The organism is Kribbella sp. NBC_01245 (assembly GCF_036226525.1).
GTDB lineage: Bacteria > Actinomycetota > Actinomycetes > Propionibacteriales > Kribbellaceae > Kribbella.
The window spans coordinates 3,087,341-3,106,520 of the sequence record NZ_CP108487.1 but is presented as its reverse complement, the minus strand read 5'-3'; the positions used below and the strand labels follow the sequence as shown (position 1 = coordinate 3,106,520).

Genomic DNA, 19,180 nt, shown 5'->3' with positions numbered 1-19,180 from the left:
CTTGACCGTGTGCCATCCACACTGCCCGAGGGCGACCCGCCGCCGACCGACGGGTCGTTGCCCTCGGCATCTTTAGCGGAGGCTCGGACCAGGCCGTTCGGGTTCTACCTGCACGTGCCGTTCTGCGCTGCCCGGTGTGGGTATTGCGACTTCAACACGTATACCGCCAAGGAGCTTGGCGGCGGCGGTTCCCAGGCGTCGTACGCCTCGGTCGCTGTCGCCGAGGTCCGGCTGGCCCGGAAGGTGCTCGGGGATCTCGGGCGTCCGGTCGACACGGTGTTCTTCGGGGGCGGTACGCCGACGCTCCTGCCGGCCGAGGACCTCGGCCGGATGCTGGCCGCCGTACGGGACGAGTTCGGGTTGGCGCCGGATGCCGAAGTCACCACCGAGGCCAACCCGGAGTCGGTCTCGCCTCGGTCGTTGGCTTTATTGCGTGAGGCTGGGTTCAACCGGGTGTCCTTTGGGATGCAGAGTGCTTCGCCGCATGTGTTGCAGATTTTGGATCGGCAGCACACTCCTGGGCGTGCGTTGGAGGCCGTTCGGGAGGCGTCCGCTGCTGGGTTTGAGCACGTCAATTTGGACTTGATTTACGGTACGCCGGGGGAGTCGCTGGAGGATTGGCGAGTCTCGCTGGAGTCGGCGTTGTCGGCGGATCCGGATCACGTGAGTGCGTATGCGTTGATCGTCGAGGACGGGACGCAGTTGGCTCGGCGGATCCGTCGTGGGGAATTGCCGATGCCGGATGACGACGACTTGGCCGACAAGTACGAGCTGGCCGACGACCTCCTGACCGCCGCCGGGCTCGAGTGGTACGAGGTGTCCAACTGGGCGCGTCGTGATGACGCCCGGTGCCGGCACAACGAGCTCTACTGGCGCGGCGACACGTGGTGGGGGATCGGCCCCGGCGCCCACAGCCACGTCGGCGGCGTGCGCTGGTGGAACGTCAAACACCCCACGGCGTACGCCGAACGCCTCGCGTCTGGCGTATCCCCGGCGTACGCCCGTGAACTCCTGGATGCCGAAACCCGCCGAGTAGAACGAGTCCTCCTCGAACTCCGCCTCCGCTCCGGCCTCCCCGCCTCCCTCCTCGACGACCTCGGCCACAAAGCCGCCGCCGACGCCCTGGCCCGAGGCCTCCTAACCCTCGCCCCCGGCCCCCGCCTCTCCCTAACCCGCCCCGGCCGCCTCCTAGCCGACGCCATAATCCGCGACCTCCTCCCCTAACGCCCCCTCCCGCCCAACGGCCAGCGGAACCCTCCAACGCGGCGAGACCCCTCCACATCAGGGCGAGGACCCTCCAACGCGGCGGGAACCCTCCACAGCAGGGCGAGGACCCTCCAACGCGGCGGGAACCCTCCACAGCACGGCGGGGACCTCCAACCGCGGCGGGAACCCTCCACGCGGCGGGGACCCTCCACGCGGCGGGGACCCTCCACGCGGGCGGGACCCTCCACACCGCGGCGGGGACCCTCCACGTTGCGTCGATTGGTCTGGATTCGCTCGCCCATTCCGCGGCGGGTCGTTCGATCGCCCACGTAGGCGGGCGAATTCGGACCAATCGTCGCCAACGCCCGCCCAGTACGACCCGACCACCCGGGTGGCGATACCGCGCAGGCGCCGGCGTTGATTCGTCCGAATCCGCCCGCCCACGTCCGTTTCCACGCGAACCCGTCGCGGAATGGGCGAGCGGATGCAGACGAATCAACGCAACGTGGCGGCCGCACATCGGCAACGTGGCGGCCGCACATCGGCGACGTGGCGGCCGCGCGTTGGTCGGTGACGCGTCCGGGGTTCGGCATTGGGGGTTGACACCTTGCATTCGGAGCCGTGAAACTCATGACCCTCAGCCATGAGAGCGCTCCCACCATCCTCACTTTCACCGATCCGCAGGGGAGTAAAACCACCATGCGCCCCAGTCCCCGCCGTCGTCTTCCGGGTGCCGGGGAATCCAGTTGGTCGCCGGAATCAGGCAAGGAGCGGTCAAGGGTTGATGACATCCGCCGTGCCTCGCCCGCTGGGCTTACCGTTGTGCGAAGCTGCTGCGAACCGATGAGAACCACGAACGAAGGAGCGGTCTGATGTCGATCGCAGGGCAGGACCCGGGCTCTCCCACCCTTGAACAGGTGGCGGCGCTCGCGGGCGTGTCCCGGGCCACCGTGTCACGGGTCGTCAACGGCTCGCCCAAGGTTCTCCCGCACACCGTCGAGGCCGTCAATCGCGCGATCATCGAGCTCGGCTACGTGCCGAACCGGGCCGCCCGTGCCCTGGTGACGAGGCGTACCGATTCGGTGGCGCTGGTGGTGCCCGAGCCGGACAGCCGCATCTTCTCGGACCCGTTCTTCGCGGGCATCCTGCGCGGCGTGAGCACCGCCCTCGCCCCGACGTCGTCCCAGCTGGTGCTGCTGATCGAGCCGGCCCCCGCGCCGGGTCAGGTCGACGACCAGCGACTGCTGCGCTACCTGCGCGGAGGACACGTCGACGGCGCGATCGTCGTCAGCCACCACGGCCGCGACACGATCATCAAGGAACTCGCCCAGCTCTCGCTCCCGATCGTCTTCAGCGCCCGGCCTTTGGGCGTCGATGTACCGGTGACGAGCGTGGACGTCGACAACGTGGCGGGTGCGCGTACGGCGGTCGAGCACTTGCTGTCGCGCGGACGCCGTCGCATCGGAACGATCACGGGTCCGCTCGATATGACCGCCGGCGTCGATCGCCTGACCGGCTTCAAGGAGGTCCTCGCCGAAGCGGGTCTGCCAGATGACGCGGTAGCAGTCGGCGACTTCACGGCCGACGGCGGCGAGGCGGCGGCGAACCAACTCCTCACCGCCCACCCCGACCTGGACGGCCTCTTCGTAGCGTCAGACCTGATGGCAACGGCGGCCCTCCGAGTCCTGTCGGAACGAGGCCGCCGCGTGCCGGAAGACGTGGCAGTAGTCGGCTTCGACGACTCAGTCCTCGCCACCACAACCACCCCGCGCCTCACCACCATCCGCCAACCAGTCGAAGACCTAGGCGCCCGCCTAGTCGAACTCCTCCTAGCCAAAATCAACGGCGCCCCCCAAGCCAGCCCACCCCTCTTCGACACCAAACTAATAATCCGCGACTCCGCCTAACCCACCCCCCGCCCGCCCCCTTTCCCTGCGTTGATTCGTCTGCATCCGCTCGCCCAATCGGCGGCGGTTCAGATGTACGACAACGCAGGCGGGCGGATTCGGACGAATCAACGCTAATCGCCTGCCAGGTATGGACTTCCGGCCGAGTCTTTTGGTGGCACCCGTCCCCCTGAGTTCTTCCGAATTGTCAGGCCGGTTCGGGCCGCGTCAAGGGTTTCATCGGCTACCGCCGACGCTGACGCGCCCTTGACCCGGCCCGAACCGGCCAAAGGCGGCACCCATTAGGGGGACGGGTGGAGTCGGACCGGGTGTGGGGATTGCGTGGCGCTGCCGCGTCAGGTGGTGCCGTGTCCGGGCGCCATCTTCCTGAGCAGACTGGACGTTTTTCGGCCGTGAAAACGTCCAGTTCGCTCAGGAAGATGCACGCTCGGTCGTCGAAGCGCGCGGAGTCGTGCGTTTGCGGCCAAGCAGGTAGCCCAGCCAGTGGCTAGCTGTCTGGAAGGTGGGTTACCACCCCGAATGGGCGGTTTCGAGGGGTCGTTGCAACACCGGGTTGGTTTCTAGGTGGTGAGTAGATCACGTAGGCGTTCGGCTGGGGTGTCCCAGTCGAGCGTTTTGCGTGGTCGCCCGTTGAGTTCTTGGGCGACGTGTTCGAGGTCTTCGGGTCCGTGGATGCTCAGGTCGGTGCCCTTGGGGAAGTACTGGCGCAGTAGTCCGTTGGTGTTTTCGTTGGTGCCGCGCTGCCAGGGGGAGTGCGGGTCGCAGAAGTAGACGGCCATGTCGGTGGCGATGGAGAACTGTTTGTGTTTGGCCATTTCGCAGCCCTGGTCCCAGGTCAGCGAGCCGCGCAGATGGCCGGGCAGGGTTTTCATCGTCGCGATGAGACCGTCGCGGACCTGTTCGGCGTCGTGGCCGCCGGGCAGGTGGACCAGCATCGTGTAGCGGGTGGTGCGTTCGACCAGGGTGGCGATCGCGGACCGGTTGTTCTCGCCCATGATCAGGTCGCCTTCCCAGTGGCCGGGAACCGCGCGATCGTCGGCCTCGGCGGGCCGCTCGGAGATCATGATCATCTCCTCGACGAACCGGTGCTGGCGCTGGCCGGGCTGGCGTTGTGGTTTGCGGCGGGTCCGTCCGGTGCGCAGCGCGGTCTGGACTTCGCGTTTGAGGCCGCCGCGGGCCTGGAAGTAGAGCGCCTTGTAGATCGTCTCGTGGCTCACGCGCATGCTCTCGTCGTCGGGGAAGTCCTTGACGAGCCTGTTCGAAATCTGCTCCGGCGACAACTTCCGCTCCAGACCCAGCTCGACCTGCTCACGCAACGCGGGATCGGTGACCAGCTTTGAGGTCTTGGGCCGGGCCCTGGCGGCCGCAGCGTCGCGGTGGGCCTGGTGGGGCAGGTAGGTTCCTTCAACACTGTGGGCGCGGATCTCACGAGAGACTGTGGACTTGTCCTTGCCGATGCCGGCCGCGATCGCGGTCAAGGTGAGTTTGTTGACCCGCCCATCGGCGATCGCCAGCCGCTGGTCCAGGCACAGGTAACGGTCGCTGATCACCGCGTCAGCTGATGGGGTCATGGAAGTGGAGTATCGGGTTGTGGTGCCGTAGTCCACGACCCGCCCATCGGGATAGACCCGCGTGTTGCCCACCCTGCGGACCCCGTGATGCCAGTCCCGCGCAGTACCCGGATGCACGCCCACCTCCTTGGCTGCGCGCGTGATGGACCAGCCCGCCTCCAGCAACTCCTCGAGGCGGACCCTGGCCTGGGTCTTGCGTTTCACGGCCCGCACCGCGGGAACCAGCCCGGCCACGACAAGGATCCGCCGGGCAGTGTCATGCCTCAACCCGCAGGCCGAACCCGCGCCAGTGATGTTCCCCGATTCCTTGAACACCGCGATGACCTGCTCCCGCAACGCATCAGTGATCACCGTGCGCGGACGCGAACCACGGCCACGAGCCCGCAAGATCTCATAGCCACGACCACGCCCGATCCCCAACGACTCACACGCAGCCGCTACCCCGACCCCCGAATCCACCAGCCGCAACAAGGCAGCACCGTGACGCTCGTTGTCCTCCACAAACGACATAACCATCACAACTCCTCAAATCGAGGTGTTGCAACAACCACGTGAACCCGCCATGGGCGGGGTGGTAACCCACGTTCGCGATCGCTAGCCCTCGCTTGCCCGAAGGCCTCAGCGCCAGGCGACCACCCCACCCGGTCAGACTTCACCCGTCCCCCTGATAGCCCGCTGCCTTTGACGCGGCCCGGACCGGCCTGACAATTCGGAAGAACTCAGGGGGACGGGTGCCCACCAAAAGCCCGGAGTAGAAGTCCATACCTCGCAGGCGATTAGCGTTGATTCGTCCGAATCCGCCCGCCCGCGCCGGTGACCAATCGACTCGCCGCGGGAAAGGGCGAGCGGATGCAGACGAATCAACGCAAAGAAGGGAGGGGCGGGGTTATTCCGGGGTTGTGGTGACGAAGTCTATTAGTTCTTCGACGCGGCCTAGGAGGGCTGGTTCTAGGTCGGCGTAGGTGGTGACCTTGCCGAGGATGTGTTTCCAGGCGGCCGCCACGTCCGCTTGGGTGGTAGACGGCCAGCCGAAGGTTTCGAGGATGCCGTGTTTCCAGGATTGGCCGTGCGGGATTTTCGGCCAGGCGGCGATGCCAAGGGATGACGGTTTGACCGCTTCCCAGATGTCGATGAACGGGTGGCCGACGACCAGCACGTGGTCCCCGGTCACCTGGGCCGCGATCTTCGACTCCTTCGACCCGGGCACCAGATGGTCGACCAGCACCCCCAGATGACGGCCAGGCCCAGGATCGAACGATGAGACGATCGACGGGAGGTCGTCGATGCCTTCGAGGTATTCGACGACGACGCCCTCGATGCGGAGGTCGTCGCCCCAGACCTTCTCCACCAGTTCCGCGTCGTGACGGCCTTCGACGTAGATCCGCCCTGCTCGCGCCACTCGCGCCTTCACACCCGATACGGCCACGGACCCAGACGCCGTACGGCTAGGGGCGACCGGGCCGGCCTTGGCGGGAGCCTTCAGAGCAACGGGCTTGCCGTCCACCCAGAAGCCGGGGCCGAGTGGGTACGTCCGCACCTGGCCGTGCCGGTCTTCGAGATCGACGACGCCGTGTTCCCAACGGACCACCGCGCCGACGAAGCCGGAGGACGGTTCCTCGACGACGAGTCCTTTGGAGATCTCGAGGTCGACCGTGCGGCCGTTCTTCGGTTTGTTCCAGTCACCCGCGAGGACGTCTGAGCCATAGCGATCGGTCACCGCACTACCGTAACCATCAACGAACCACAGCAGAGCGTTGACGCGCGCCCAACCGCCCAGTCCTTGAGAGAGCAAGGAAGACCACGAACCCGACGGCCAGACCGACCAGCCACGAGTAGTCGTACAGCGGCTTCAGGAACGGGATCAACCCGTCCGCGGGGAACGGGCCGCCGCCCGGGTTGGAGTAGGCGCCACCGACGGCCAGTACGGCGCCGGCGAACGTGGCGACGACCGCGCGCCAGTTCCAGCCGGAGGAGAACCAGTAGCGGCCGCCAACCTGGTAGAGGTCAGCGAGATGCAGCTCGGTGCGGGCGATGAACCAGTAGCCCGCGATCAGGACGCCGGCCACCGACGCGAGCACGCCACCGTAGAAGGAGAGCCAAACGAAGATGTAGATCTCCGGGTCCGAGATCAACCGCCAGGGCTGGATCAGGATGCCGATCACGCCGGTGAGCAGACCCGCGGTGCGGAAGTTCAGCCAGCGCGGCAAGGCGTTGGAGAAGTCGTACGACGGACTGACCACGTTGGCCGCGACGTTGCAGGACATGGTCGCGAGGATCGCCATCACCAGACCGATCACGACCACGACCGGGCTGTCGAACCGGCGCGCGAGTTCGACCGGGTCCCAGATGGCCTCGCCGTAGATCACCACGGTGCCGGAGGTGGTGACGATCGAGACGAGCGCGATGAACGACATCGTGGTAGGCAGGCCGATGATCTGGCCGATGGCCTGCTGGCGTTGTCCCTGCCCGAACCGGGTGAAGTCGGGCATGTTCAGCGAAAGCGTTGCCCAGAAGGCGATCATGCCCATCAGCGACGGCGCGAAGATCTTCCAGAAGTCGGCGTCCCAGCCGAGCTGCGAGGGCTGCGACAGGATCGGGCCGAAACCGCCGGCCTTGACCAGCACCCAGATCATCAGCGCGAGGAACGCCACGGTGACCAGCGGCGCGGCCCAATTCTCGAAGCGCCGCAAACCCTCGATACCCCGCCAGATCAGCACCATCTGGAGCACCCAGAAGAACGCGAAGCTCAGCCAAAGCGTCCACGGATAACCGCCGACCGCACCGGCACCCGTCCAGCTGTCACCGGCCAGTTTGCCGACGATGACGAAGATCGCCTGACCGCCGACCCAGGTCTGGATGCCGAACCAGCCACAGGCGATGAAGGCCCGCAGCAGTGCCGGGAAGTTCGCCCCGCGGACGCCGTAGAAGGCCCGCGCGAAGACCGGGAAGGGGATGCCGTACTTCGTGCCGGCATGGCTGTTGAGCAGCAGTGGTACGAGCACGATCAGGTTGCCGAGGGTGATGGTGAGAAAGGCCTGCAGCCAGTTCATGCCGATGGCAACCAAACCCGCGGCCAGCAGGTACGACGGGATGTTGTGCGCCATCCCCATCCACAGGGCCGCATAGTTGTACGTCGTCCAGTGGCGCTCGGGTAAACGCGTCGGGGCCAGCTCGGCGTTGCCGTAGCGGCTGTCCGCCAGTACGGCCGGATCGGATAGTTCGACCCGGCCGTCCGGATGCGTGATCTGCTCTGGAGATGCTGCCGTGGATGTCATCGCGCCACCTCGTCCGCCGGTCGGTTTGGACCAACCTGAGGTACGAGACGCGCGCGTGTCAACGAATAACCGGCGATGTGTCCCGTAAAGGATGTGGCTCAACCGCTGGCGGCGCCCAGGCACGCACCTCGCGTCGTTGGAGAAGCAGCCACGATAAAGAGCATCGAGGCAGCTTCTCCGCCTAGCGATGCACGCACCTGACCACCACCATCGGTCAAGCCACATCCTTTACGGGACACTACTTCACCAAACGCAGCGCGAACGGGTACTTGTACGCCTCGCCCTTGCTCGCCGCGATGGTCGCGATGATGGCGAACACGACTGCGGCCACCCAGACCAGGAACCAGGTGATGAAGCCGATGAAGATGAAGGTGAGAACCCACGAGACGACGTAGCCGATGAAGGCCGTGATCTGGAAGTTCAGCGACTCGACCGAGTGCTCGCGCACCTTGGCGGACCTCTCGCCCTGGACCAGCAGGACGACCAGCGGGGCGATGAAGCCGAGCACGAGCGTGCCGATATGCGCGAGCAACCCCCAGGTGCGCTCCTCGTCGGGGCGCAGCGGGACGGCGGCCGGCGGCTGGTAACCGGGACCGGCCTGGTTACCGGGCTGGTACCCCGGCGCCTGCGGGCCCGGAGCGGGAGCCTGGTAACTGGGCGCAGGCGGCGGCTGAGACTCCGGAGTGGTGGGACCGGGCTGCTTCGGGCCGGCCGTGTCTTGCGGTGTTTCCGGGCTGGACGGCGGCGTCGGGCCCTCAGGAGTTTCGGTCATGCGGGAACCATAGGGGCTCGCCCCCGGCGTGGGCAGAGCTCGGCAACATTCAGACTCGGTTGTTCGTCAACCGTTGCCCAATCACGCCATCGGCAGCGTGCGCCGGACCCCGCCGAGCTGCTCGTAACCACGCCGGACCGCGTCGGCCAGTTGCGCCGTCGGATAAGGCCATTCGTCGTGCCGCAAGGCGTAGTCGAGCGTCGCCCCGTTGTGGTGGAGGCCGGAGATGTTGTTCGCCACCGAGCCGATCTCGCCACCCTGGTCGCGGACGAATTCGGCGTCGACGACCGGCCCGTGCCCCGGCACCACCCGGGTCGTTGCCGTCAGCAACCCGACGATCCGGTCGAGCGTGTCCGGCCAGTCGAGCGGATAACAGTCGTCGCCGTACGACGGTGGGCCCGACGACTCGACCAGGTCACCCGTGAAGATGACGTCCGCGTCCGGCACCAGTACGACGATGTCGCCGTCGGTATGACCGTTGCCCAGGTGCAACAACTCCACCCGCCGGTCGCCGAGGTCGATCACCTTGGCGACCGCGAACGTCTCACTCGCCGCGACCACCGGAGCAACGGCGATCTCGGCGATGACGTCGGCCGGGATCGTCGGGAAATCCGGGTCGACGCCCGGGTTCTCGACGTACCGCTGCTGCAGCAAAGGCCCGCGCTCGAGCAGTTGGGCCGCCGCGTTCTCCTGCGAGATGACGGTGACGCCCGCGTCCGCGAAGACGGAGTTGCCGAAGGTGTGGTCGAAATGCGCGTGCGTGTTGACCGCCCAACGAACCTCGGACCCAGGCACGAGTTGCCGTACGTCGTCCAGCAACGAGGTCGCGTAGGACACGGTCGCGTGGGTGTCGATCACCAGCACGCCGGCCGACCCCGCCACGACGCCGATGTTCAGGTCCCACTCGGGATAACGGCGGACCCAGCAACGGTCGCCCAGCTCGGTCCAGTTCGCAGTCACCCAAGGAGCCTAACCGGCCCGTGGGATACCCCTTGAAGGCGGTCAAGTGGACACCTAGGGTCGGGTGGACTCATCCGATCTCTGTGAGGACAAATCACGTGACCGCAGAACGACGAGCCCTCGTGGTCTGGGGCGGTTGGCCAGGGCACAAGCCGCAGGAAGCGACCGAGCTGTTCACGCCGTACCTGAAGGAGAACGGGTTCGCCGTCGAGGTGACCGACGACCTGGACGCCTATCTCGACCTGGCCGGCACCGATCTGGTGCTGCAGTGCATCAGCATGGGCGAGATCACCGCCGAGCAGTGCAAGGGCCTCGAGACCGCGATCCGGGGCGGCACCGGATTCGCCGGTTGGCACGGCGGCATCGTGGACTCGTTCCGCGACAACACCGACTACCAGTTCATCACCGGCGGCCAGTTCATCTCGCACCCCGGCGGGTTCGTCGACCACGAGATCCAGATCGTCGCGGATCACCCGATCGTCGAGGGACTGACGCATTTCGACCTGCACACCGAGCAGTACTACGTGCACGCCGACCCGACCAACAACGTGCTGGCCACCACCACCTTCCGCGGTCACCCGGACTACCCGTGGATCGAGGGCGCGACCATGCCCGCGGTCTGGACCCGCACCTGGGGCGAGGGCCGCATCTTCGTCTGCACTCCCGGGCACAGCCTGGAGGACCTGGACGTGCCCGAGGTCCGCACGATGATCGAGCGAGGCCTGCTGTGGGCGAGCCGGTGAACGCCCGCGTCGGCATCATCGGCACCGGCGTCATCAGCGGCACCTACCTGGACCACCTCGCCGTACTGCCCGGTGTCGAGGTGGTCGCGGTCGCGGACCTGGACCTCGATCGCGCGGTGGAAGTGGCTGCCAAACGGGAGAACGTCCGCGCCTTGACGTCGGACGACTTACTCAAAGATCCCGACGTCGACGTGGTGCTCAACCTGACGATTCCGGCAGCGCACGCGTCGGTCGCGCTGGCGGCGATCGAGGCCGGCAAGCACGTGTACGGCGAAAAGCCGCTGGCCGTACGTCGTACCGAGGCCGAGCCAGTGCTGGCCGCTGCAAAGGCGCGCGGAGTGCGGGTCGGGTGCGCGCCGGACACCGTTCTCGGTACGGGCGTTCAGACCGCGCGGGCGGCGCTGGATCGCGGCGATATCGGGGTGCCGACGGCCGCGACGGCGTCGTTCGTCACGGCCGGGCATGAGCGGTGGCATCCCGCGCCCGAGTTCTACTACCAGGCCGGGGGAGGGCCGCTGCTCGACATGGGCCCGTACTACCTGACGGCCCTGGTGACCCTGCTCGGGCCGGTCGCTCGCGTGACGGCCCGAGCGAGTAGGGCGCACGCGGAGCGGACGATCCACTCCGGGCCGCGAGCGGGAACGACGTTCGGCGTGGACATCCCGACGCATCTGACCGGCATCGTCGAGCACACCTCGGGCGCGTTGAGCACGGTGCTGATGAGCTTCGACGTGTGGGCCAGCCGGATGCCCCGGATCGAGGTGTTCGGCACGGCCGGCACCTTGTCCGTGCCCGACCCGAACAACTTCGACGGCCAGGTCGAGCTCTGGAGTCCCAAGACGGGCGACTGGCAGGCGCTAGACGTTGCCGGTGGGTATGCGGGCGCCGGTCGCGGGGTAGGAGTAGCCGATATGGCCCGCGCGATCCGCACCGGGACGGAGCACCGCGCGAGCGGATCGCTGGCGTTCCACGTGCTCGACGTGATGGAGTCGCTGCTCGAAGCCGCCGAGCGCGATCAGACCGTCGAGGTGGGCAGCACCGTGGCGCGGCCGGCCGCCGTACCGCTGGATGCGACCCCGGACACAGCCTGACGGCCAGAGGCGCAGAGGACGTTGGTGGCTCGGTAGACTGGCACTCATAACTCGGGAGTGCCAAGACGAGAGGTGGTGCAGGCGCGTGCTGGACGAACGCAAGCTGGACGTGCTCCGGGCCATCGTCGAGGACTATGTGGCCACTCACGAACCGGTCGGCTCCAAGACCCTCGTCGACCGGCACAACCTCGGTGTCTCCCCGGCCACTGTCCGTAACGACATGGCCGCGCTGGAGGAAGAGGGTTACATCACCCAGCCGCACACCAGCGCCGGGCGGATCCCGACCGACGCGGGCTACCGGCTGTTCGTGGACAAGCTGAGCACGGTCAAGACGCTGTCCGGCGCCGAGAAGAAGGCGATCACCACCTTCCTCGCCGGTGCCGTGGATCTGGACGACGTCGTACGGCGAACCGTGCGGCTGCTCGCGCAGATCACCCGCCAGGTCGCCATCGTGCAGTATCCGACGCTGACCCGGTCGAGCGTTCGCCACATCGAGGTGGTGACGATGACTCCGCGCCGGCTGCTGCTGGTGCTGATCACGAGCACCGGCCGGGTCGAGCAGCGCATCGTCGAGCTGCACGAGGACGTCGCCGAGCAGCTCGTCGCCGACCTGCGCGGCAGGCTCAACGCGGCCCTCACCGGCCAGCGCCTGACCGACGCCGCGACCACGCTCGCAGGGGTGCCGGACAGCTTCCTGCCCGCCGACCGGCCGCTGGTGGCCGCGATCGTGACCTCGCTGATGGAGGCGTTCACGGTCGAGGGCGAGCAGCGCATCGCGGTCGGTGGCGCGGCCAACCTGACCCGGTACGGCGACGACTTCGAGCGGAACGTGAAACCCGTGCTCGAGGCGCTCGAGGAGCACGTGATCCTGCTCAAACTACTGGGCGAGGCGACTCACCCGCAGACCCTGACGGTCCGAATCGGCCACGAGAACCCGTATGAGGAGCTCGCCACCACCTCGGTGATCGCGGCCGGGTACGGCTCCCGGTCGGAGACCCTGGCCACCCTCGGCATCGTCGGGCCGACGCATATGGACTATCCGAGCACGATGGGAGCGGTGCGAGCCGTCGCCCGGTATGTCAGCCAGATCCTGGCCGACTCATGACCATCTTGGAAACAGGAGTATGAGCAGCGATTACTACGCGGTCCTCGGCGTCAGCCGGGACGCTTCCGCCGAGGACATCAAGAAGGCGTACCGCAAGCTGGCCCGGCAGTACCACCCCGATGTGAACGACTCCGAGGACGCGCACGACAAGTTCCAGGAGATCGGCCGCGCCTTCCAGGTGCTCAGCGACCCGCAGAAGCGGCAGGTCTACGACCTCGGTGGTGACCCGCTCAGCAGTGGTGGCGGCGCGGGCGGCGGTTTCGGCCAGGCGTTCACGTTCACCGACATCATGGACGCGTTCTTCGGTCAGGGCGGTGGCGCCGGTGCGCGCGGCCCGCGTCCGCGCACCCGGCGGGGCCAGGACGCGCTGATCCCGCTGCGGATCGACCTCGCCGAGGCGGCCTTCGGCACCACCCGCGAGCTGAAGATCGACACCGCGGTGGTCTGCCCGACCTGTTCCGGTTCGGGGGCCGAGGCCGGATCCAAGCCGGTCACCTGCGAGATCTGCCACGGCCGCGGCGAGGTGACGCACACGCAGCGCTCGTTCCTCGGCGAGGTGCGGACCATGCGCCCCTGCCCGAACTGCCGCGGCTTCGGCACCACCATCCCGAACCCGTGTGTCGAGTGTGCCGGCGACGGCCGCGTCCGCTCGCGTCGTTCCGTCACGGTCAAGATCCCCGGTGGCGTCGACTCCGGCACCCGGGTGCAACTGTCCGGCCAGGGCGAGGTCGGCCCCGGCGGCGGCCCGGCTGGCGATCTGTACGTCGAGATCGAGGTCGAGCAGCACGAGATCTTCACCCGGCACGGCGATGACCTGCACTGCACGGTGACGCTGCCGATGACCGCGGCCGCCCTCGGCACGCAGATCGACCTGCCCACGCTGGAGGGCGAGCCGACCCCGCTCGAGATCAAGGCCGGCACCCAGTCCGGCACGGCGATCACCCTGACGGCTCGTGGCGTTCCGCGCCTGCGGCATGCCGGCCGGGGTGACCTGATCGTGCAGGTGCTGGTCGAGACCCCGACCAAACTCGACGACGCGCAGTCCGACCTGCTGCGCAAACTCGCCGAGGCCCGTGGCGAGGAGCACCCGCTCGGGCAGGTCCAGGCCGCGCACAAGGGTGTCTTCGGCCGGTTGCGCGACGCCTTCGGCTCACACTGACGCATGGGCCTCGCGGTATTCCACCTGGACGACCTGTCCGGCGAGCAGCTGACGTTAGGCGGCAGCGAAGGGCATCACGCGGCCGTGGTACGGCGGATCGCGGCGGGCGAGCGCGTCCGGCTGACCGACGGGCGTGGTGCCGTCGCCGAAGGCCCGGTGGTCTCCGCGTCGAAGGCTGCTGGTCTGGTGGTCTCGGTCGAGGCCCGTACGACGGTGCCGGCGCCCGCGCCGCGGCTGGTCGTCGTACAGGCTGTGCCGAAGGGGGAGCGGGCCGAGCTCGCGGTCGAGATGCTGACCGAGGTCGGGGTCGATCTGGTCGTCCCGTGGAACGCGGAGCGCAGTCAGTTCCGGGCGAATCCCGAGCGCACGGCGAAGACGCTGGCGAAATGGCGCGCGTGGGCGTTCGAGGCGAGCAAGCAGTCGCGCCGGGCGTGGTTCTGCGAGGTGGCCGACCTGGCGTCGACCGCCGACGTGGCCGCGCTGGTGCGAGGCGCCGCGCTTGCCGCCGTACTGCATGAAGAGGCGTCTTTGCGGCTGGCCACGCTCGACGTACCGGCTGCTGGTGATGTGGTTGTCGTGGTCGGGCCTGAAGGCGGGATCGCGCCTGCGGAGTTGGAGGCGTTCGGCGTGGAGCCGGTGTTGCTGGGCGACACCGTTCTGCGTACGTCGACCGCTGGGGTGGCGGCCGCGTCCGCACTGCTGGCCCGATCGCGCTGGCTTACGGGCTGACGCTGATCGTCTTGGTGTCGGAGTTCGTGATGCTGCCGTCCTCGCCGGACGCCTGGTAGACGACCAGCTCGTACTCCCCGGCCGGCAGGTCGACGGTGAACGCGTAGGCCGAATGGACCTGGCCCTCGGCCGAGTTCGTGAAGCCGGAACGGGCCACGAGGCGGGACTTGAGGTCGATCACCTGCCAGCTGACCGTCGCCTCGAACGCCGCGGCCACACCGCTGACCTTCACCGGCGAGGCGACCTTGGCGCCGTTCAACGGACTGTTGATCCAAACGAGCGCCTGGGCCTCGAGCATCGGCGCCCGGCGGATCGGCTGTGCGGCGTCGCCGGTGCCGAATACCGTCCGCACGAGCTTCCCGTTGAGGGTGATGCGGACCGGATCCTGGTTCTGCAGGGTGCCCTGGACGGTGTAGACCAGCTGTTGCAACGCGATCGTCGCGCCCTGGGTGTCGAGGTTGGCCTCCGGCAGGGTGCCGAAGTCGACCGTGGTGAGGCCGTCCGAGATCAGCACCTGATTCGGCTTCGCGCCCAGCCATGGCGAGCTGTAGTCCGGGTCGTCGGGCTGGGTCTGCGTCATCGTCACGACGGCCTCATAGGCTGGCCGGCCCTTGATCGGTACGAACGTGCGGTACAGCCGGGGCCCGGCCCTCGTCACGCCTACTGTGTCGCCGAGCCAATAGACCGGAACGGCGCGGGTCGCGATCGGCTCGACCCGCTGCTTGGGGACGGCCGTCGGCTGGGGCCCGCTCTTCGTCGGCGGCGCGACTGTCGGACCAGTCGATGGGGCGGGCGTGACGGCCGGGGTCGTCGGGTTGACGCGGGTTTCGGGGCTGGGCGACGACGAGGTGGCCGATTCGGGCCCGGAGGCGTCCAGATCGGGGCCCGGCCGGTTGACCAGCACGGTGAACAGGCCGATCGCGGCGGCGGTACCGAGCACGGCACCTCCCGCGGTGAGCAGCCAGGGCCGGCGCGTGGCCCGGCTCGCGAGCGTCGGGCGGGACTCGCGCGCGATCCGCTCCCGGATCTCGTGCAAGCCGTCGTCGCTGGGCTGGACCTGGTCGGCCTCGGCCCGCAGCGCACGCCGCATCAGATCATCGAATTCATTGCGCGGCTCGGTCATCTCACCTGCTCCAGAACGAGGCGCAGCGACTTCGTCGCCCGCGATGCGTGACTCTTGACCGCTCCCCGGCTGATGCCCATCGTCTCGGCGATCTCCGCCTCCGACAGCTCACCGTAATACCGCAACACCATCACCGTGCGTTGTTTCTCCGGCAGGGTTCGCATGGCCGCGATCACCGTGTCGGTCGTCGCCGTCGCCATCGCGGCGTGTTCGGCGCTCGGCTCGTCCGGCAGGGTTTTCGGCATGTGCTTGTCGACCACGACCAGGTGACGCTGCCGGGAGCGGCACCTGTTGACCACGGTGGTGCGGAGATACGCGAGGGCCTTGTCGGGGTCGCGCAGCCGGTTCCACCGGCCGTGCATCGCCACGAACGCGTCCTGCACGATCTCCTCGGCCGAACCGCTGTCACGCAGCAGTAGGGCACCAAGCCGGACCAGCGAAGAGTAGTGAGCGCTGTAGACAGCGGTCAGCGCCTCTTCGGCGTTCCAGGACTCAGATGCCACGGTTTCTTCGTACACCACCGCAGGCCGGGTCACACGGGCTAGACGCGCCTGGAGCCGATCTGGTTGACAGTCGATACGAAACTGATGCCGGGTGGAATTTAACAGGGTGATGCACATTGGCGGTGACGGCTAGCATGGGGAAGCAAGACGATCCCGGAATGCAGGAGGCACAGGCTGTCCAGGCCACGCAGTATCGAGCCGTCGCGGAGTGGTACCGATGCGGCGCGCGCTCAGGGCGCAACCAAGGCATCCCACAAGATCGTCGTGCCGAACAGTATCGACATGGTCTCCCTGCTCGGAGCCGGGGACGAGTTCCTCCGGATCATCGAGAAGGACTTCGACGCGGACATCCTGGTCCGCGGTAACGAGATCACCATGTCCGGTGAGCCGGCCGAGCTGGCGCTGGTCGAGCGCCTGTTCGACGAGCTGGTCGCGGTGGTGCGGATCGGCCAGGGCCTGAACGGGGACTCCGTCGAGCGCAGTATCGCCATGATCAGGGCGGCCACCAGCGAGAGCCCCGCCGACGTCCTGACGCAGAACATCCTGTCCAGCCGCGGCCGGACGATCCGGCCCAAGACGCTGAACCAGAAGCGCTACGTCGACGCGATCGACAAGAACACCATCGTCTTCGGTATCGGCCCCGCCGGTACCGGTAAGACCTACCTGGCCGTCGCCAAGGCCGTGCAGGCGCTGCAGGCCAAAGAGGTCAACCGCATCATCCTGACCCGGCCCGCCGTCGAGGCCGGTGAGCGGCTCGGCTTCCTGCCCGGCACCCTGTCGGAGAAGATCGACCCGTACCTGCGCCCGTTGTACGACGCGCTGCACGACATGCTCGACCCGGAGTCGATCCCGCGGCTGATGACGGCCGGCACGATCGAGATCGCGCCGCTGGCGTACATGCGCGGCCGCACGCTGAACGACGCCTACATCATTCTCGACGAGGCCCAGAACACCTCGCCCGAGCAGATGAAGATGTTCCTCACCCGGCTCGGCTTCGGCTCGAAGATGGTCGTCACCGGTGACATCACCCAGGTCGACCTTCCGACCGGGACGAACTCGGGTCTGCGCGTCGTCCAGAACATCCTCGAGGGCGTGCAGGATCTGACCTTCTGCCGGCTCACCGCGCATGACGTCGTTCGGCACAAGCTGGTCGGCCGGATCGTCGCGGCGTACGAGGACTTCGAGAGCACCGGCGAGCCGCGGGCGTGAGTGGTTCTGACGGCTCTCGGGGTTCGGTAGGTTTAAGGGCGTGAACGTCGAGGTAAACAACGAGTCCGGCGTCGATGTCGACGTCAACGGACTGATGCAGCTCAGCCGCTTCGTGATGGACGCGCTCCGGATGCACCCGGAGTGCGAGCTCTCGATCAAACTGGTCGACGAGGACACGATGGCGCGCTACCACGTGGAGTTCCTCGACCTGCCGGGCCCGACGGACGTGATGTCGTGGCCGATGGACGAGCTGCGCCCGGGCGCGGAGGACGCGATCGAGGGCGACCAGCCGCTCGGGCATCTGGGCGATATCGCTCTCTGCCCGACCGTGGCGGCCGCTCAGGGCGCGAAGGCCGGGCACGGTACGTGGGCCGAGCTGGAACTGCTCACGGTGCACGGCATCCTGCATCTGCTCGGCTATGACCATGCCGAGCCGGCCGAGAAGGCCGAGATGTGGGACATCCAGGGGCGTCTGCTCGAGGCCTGGCGAGCCCCGGGGAAAGCCGATAACTAATGACCTGGGATGACGGCGCCCTGCTGATCGTCGCCGCTGTACTCGTCCTGCTGGCCGGGCTCATCGCCGGTGCCGAGGCGGCCGTCTCGTCGTACTCGAAAGTCCGGGCCAATGAGCAGGTCGAGCTGGGCAACACCCGCGCGATCCGGCTGGCGACGCTGCTGGAGGACGCACCGCGCTACCTGAACAGTCTGCTGTTGTTCCGGTTGATCTTCGAGATCACCGCCATCGTGCTGGTCACGCAGGCGCTATCCGAAGTGCTCGCGGTGACCTGGCAGCACATTCTCGTCACCGCCGCCGTGATGGTGCTGGTGTCGTACGTGATCATCGGTGTCGCCCCGCGGACCCTGGGCCGGCAGCACTCGGACCGGTTCGCGATTCTGTCGGCCGGGCCGATCATGGCGATCACCTCGGTGCTCGGGCCCTTGCCGAAACTGCTGATCATGCTGGGTAACGCGCTCACCCCGGGCAAGGGGTACGCCGAAGGCCCGTTCGCGACCGAGGCCGAATTGCGCGCGCTGGTCGATCTGGCCGAGAAGTCGTCGGTGATCGAGTCCGACGAGCGCCGGATGATCCACTCGGTGTTCGAGCTCGGTGACACGATCGCCCGCGAGGTGATGGTGCCGCGTACGGACATGGTCTTCATCGAGCGGCACAAGAAGCTCCGCCAGCTGACGTCTCTCGCGTTGCGCAGCGGCTACTCCCGGATCCCGGTGATCGGGGAGTCGCTCGACGACATCGTCGGCGTGATCTACCTCAAGGACGTGATGCGCCGCGTCTACGACAACGCCCAGGCCGAGTCGACCGAGCGAGTCGAGTCGGTGATGCGGCCGTGCATGTTCATCCCGGACTCGAAACCGGTCGACGAGCTGCTCCGGGAGATGCAGGCCGCCCGGATGCACGTCGCGATCGTGGTCGACGAGTACGGCGGCACCGCCGGGCTGGTCACGATCGAGGACATCCTGGAGGAGATCGTCGGCGAGATCACCGACGAGTACGACGAGGCGCCGGACGCCGCGCAGGCGCTTGCCGACGGGGCGTACCGAGTCTCCAGCCGCTATCCGATCGACGAACTGGGCGAGCTGTTCGGCGTACCGCTGGACGATGACGACGTCGACACCGTCGGCGGCCTGATGGCCAAGCTGCTGGGCAAGGTGCCGATCCCCGGTGCCGAGGTCGAGATCGAGGGGTTGTCCCTCACCGCGGAGCGGCCCTCGGGCCGGCGCAACCAGATTGGTACGGTGCTGGTCCGCAGGCTCACCGAAACCGAGCCCGCCGAGTTCACCTCCGCTGCGCCTCATCCCTAAGGAACC

General features: G+C 67.6%; 17 protein-coding genes. 10 read left to right on the top strand and 7 right to left on the bottom strand.

Features of this window, described 5'->3' with window-relative positions; all coding sequences use genetic code 11:
- The first annotated feature begins 9 nt into the window (after nt 1-9).
- Nucleotides 10-1,224: a radical SAM family heme chaperone HemW gene (gene hemW / locus OG394_RS13655; protein WP_328995689.1), complete on the top strand. Its 1,215-nt coding sequence runs from the start codon at nt 10-12 to the stop codon at nt 1,222-1,224.
- 854 nt (nt 1,225-2,078) lie between these two features.
- Complete coding sequence (locus tag OG394_RS13650; protein ID WP_328995688.1) at nt 2,079-3,113, top strand: LacI family DNA-binding transcriptional regulator; 1,035 nt, start codon at nt 2,079-2,081, stop codon at nt 3,111-3,113.
- 560 nt (nt 3,114-3,673) lie between these two features.
- Here OG394_RS13650 and OG394_RS13645 read toward each other — a convergent pair.
- The 5 genes from OG394_RS13645 to OG394_RS13625 all read right to left on the bottom strand — a co-directional run bounded on the left by OG394_RS13645 (nt 3,674) and on the right by OG394_RS13625 (nt 9,691).
- Nucleotides 3,674-4,828 (bottom strand): IS30 family transposase, encoded by a 1,155-nt coding sequence (locus OG394_RS13645; RefSeq protein ID WP_442914290.1) that lies wholly within the window; start codon nt 4,826-4,828, stop codon nt 3,674-3,676.
- A 742-nt stretch (nt 4,829-5,570) separates the two neighbouring features.
- A complete protein-coding gene (locus OG394_RS13640; RefSeq protein ID WP_328995687.1) occupies nt 5,571-6,401 on the bottom strand; it encodes a DUF3097 domain-containing protein in 831 nt (276 codons plus the stop codon).
- Between the two features lie 16 nt (nt 6,402-6,417).
- Entirely contained in the window at nt 6,418-7,959 is a 1,542-nt protein-coding gene (locus OG394_RS13635) for an NCS1 family nucleobase:cation symporter-1 (protein WP_328995686.1), read from the bottom strand.
- A 238-nt stretch (nt 7,960-8,197) separates the two neighbouring features.
- On the bottom strand, nt 8,198-8,731 hold the full coding sequence (locus tag OG394_RS13630; RefSeq protein WP_328995685.1) for a DUF4870 domain-containing protein: 534 nt from the start codon (nt 8,729-8,731) through the stop codon (nt 8,198-8,200).
- Nucleotides 8,732-8,812: 81 nt separating this feature from the next.
- Nucleotides 8,813-9,691, bottom strand: a complete 879-nt coding sequence (locus OG394_RS13625) for an MBL fold metallo-hydrolase (RefSeq protein ID WP_328995684.1) — start codon at nt 9,689-9,691, stop codon at nt 8,813-8,815.
- Between the two features lie 98 nt (nt 9,692-9,789).
- Here OG394_RS13625 and OG394_RS13620 point away from each other — a divergent pair, with 98 nt between their 5' ends.
- The 5 genes from OG394_RS13620 (at nt 9,790) to OG394_RS13600 (ending at nt 14,518) form a co-directional block, all read left to right on the top strand.
- Nucleotides 9,790-10,434 carry a ThuA domain-containing protein gene (locus OG394_RS13620; RefSeq protein WP_328995683.1) on the top strand — a complete coding sequence of 215 codons (645 nt, stop codon included), beginning with the start codon at nt 9,790-9,792 and terminating at the stop codon, nt 10,432-10,434.
- A complete protein-coding gene (locus tag OG394_RS13615) occupies nt 10,419-11,525 on the top strand; it encodes a Gfo/Idh/MocA family protein (RefSeq protein WP_328995682.1) in 1,107 nt (368 codons plus the stop codon). Before OG394_RS13620 ends, OG394_RS13615 begins: the two co-directional genes overlap by 16 nt.
- Nucleotides 11,526-11,610: 85 nt before the next feature.
- Complete coding sequence (hrcA, locus tag OG394_RS13610) at nt 11,611-12,630, top strand: heat-inducible transcriptional repressor HrcA (protein ID WP_328995681.1); 1,020 nt, start codon at nt 11,611-11,613, stop codon at nt 12,628-12,630.
- Between the two features lie 19 nt (nt 12,631-12,649).
- Nucleotides 12,650-13,789, top strand: coding sequence for a molecular chaperone DnaJ (gene dnaJ, locus OG394_RS13605; protein WP_328995679.1), 1,140 nt, complete (start codon nt 12,650-12,652; stop codon nt 13,787-13,789).
- Between the two features lie 3 nt (nt 13,790-13,792).
- Entirely contained in the window at nt 13,793-14,518 is a 726-nt protein-coding gene (locus tag OG394_RS13600; protein ID WP_328995677.1) for a 16S rRNA (uracil(1498)-N(3))-methyltransferase, read from the top strand.
- On the opposite strand, the gene OG394_RS13595 is transcribed toward OG394_RS13600, so the two are convergent.
- Together OG394_RS13595 and OG394_RS13590 are read right to left on the bottom strand one after the other, a co-directional pair.
- Nucleotides 14,508-15,641, bottom strand: coding sequence for a Gmad2 immunoglobulin-like domain-containing protein (locus OG394_RS13595; protein WP_328995676.1), 1,134 nt, complete (start codon nt 15,639-15,641; stop codon nt 14,508-14,510). The two genes, OG394_RS13600 and OG394_RS13595, sit on opposite strands and share 11 nt — an antisense overlap.
- Complete coding sequence (locus tag OG394_RS13590; protein WP_328995675.1) at nt 15,638-16,144, bottom strand: SigE family RNA polymerase sigma factor; 507 nt, start codon at nt 16,142-16,144, stop codon at nt 15,638-15,640. Before OG394_RS13590 ends, OG394_RS13595 begins: the two co-directional genes overlap by 4 nt.
- Before the next feature lie 282 nt (nt 16,145-16,426).
- Here OG394_RS13590 and OG394_RS13585 point away from each other — a divergent pair, with 282 nt between their 5' ends.
- From OG394_RS13585 to OG394_RS13575, 3 genes are read left to right on the top strand one after another with little or no spacing between them, the layout of a single operon-like run.
- Nucleotides 16,427-17,353, top strand: coding sequence for a PhoH family protein (locus tag OG394_RS13585; protein ID WP_328996831.1), 927 nt, complete (start codon nt 16,427-16,429; stop codon nt 17,351-17,353).
- Nucleotides 17,354-17,393: 40 nt separating this feature from the next.
- Nucleotides 17,394-17,867 (top strand): rRNA maturation RNase YbeY, encoded by a 474-nt coding sequence (ybeY, locus tag OG394_RS13580; protein WP_328995674.1) that lies wholly within the window; start codon nt 17,394-17,396, stop codon nt 17,865-17,867.
- Entirely contained in the window at nt 17,867-19,174 is a 1,308-nt protein-coding gene (locus OG394_RS13575) for a hemolysin family protein (RefSeq protein WP_328995672.1), read from the top strand. The genes ybeY and OG394_RS13575 overlap by 1 nt, the downstream gene beginning before the upstream one ends.
- Nucleotides 19,175-19,180 lie beyond the last annotated feature (6 nt).

What these genes read in the sequence shown, in the direction of transcription:
- OG394_RS13650 (WP_328995688.1), top strand. Translation starts at nt 2,079, where the DNA reads ATGTCGATCGCAGGGCAGGACCCGGGCTCTCCCACCCTTGAACAGGTG.
- OG394_RS13635 (WP_328995686.1), bottom strand. Translation starts at nt 7,959, where the DNA reads ATGACATCCACGGCAGCATCTCCAGAGCAGATCACGCATCCGGACGGC.
- OG394_RS13630 (WP_328995685.1), bottom strand. Translation starts at nt 8,731, where the DNA reads ATGACCGAAACTCCTGAGGGCCCGACGCCGCCGTCCAGCCCGGAAACA.
- dnaJ (WP_328995679.1), top strand. Translation starts at nt 12,650, where the DNA reads ATGAGCAGCGATTACTACGCGGTCCTCGGCGTCAGCCGGGACGCTTCC.
- OG394_RS13600 (WP_328995677.1), top strand. Translation starts at nt 13,793, where the DNA reads ATGGGCCTCGCGGTATTCCACCTGGACGACCTGTCCGGCGAGCAGCTG.
- OG394_RS13595 (WP_328995676.1), bottom strand. Translation starts at nt 15,641, where the DNA reads ATGACCGAGCCGCGCAATGAATTCGATGATCTGATGCGGCGTGCGCTG.
- OG394_RS13585 (WP_328996831.1), top strand. Translation starts at nt 16,427, where the DNA reads ATGGTCTCCCTGCTCGGAGCCGGGGACGAGTTCCTCCGGATCATCGAG.
- OG394_RS13575 (WP_328995672.1), top strand. Translation starts at nt 17,867, where the DNA reads ATGACCTGGGATGACGGCGCCCTGCTGATCGTCGCCGCTGTACTCGTC.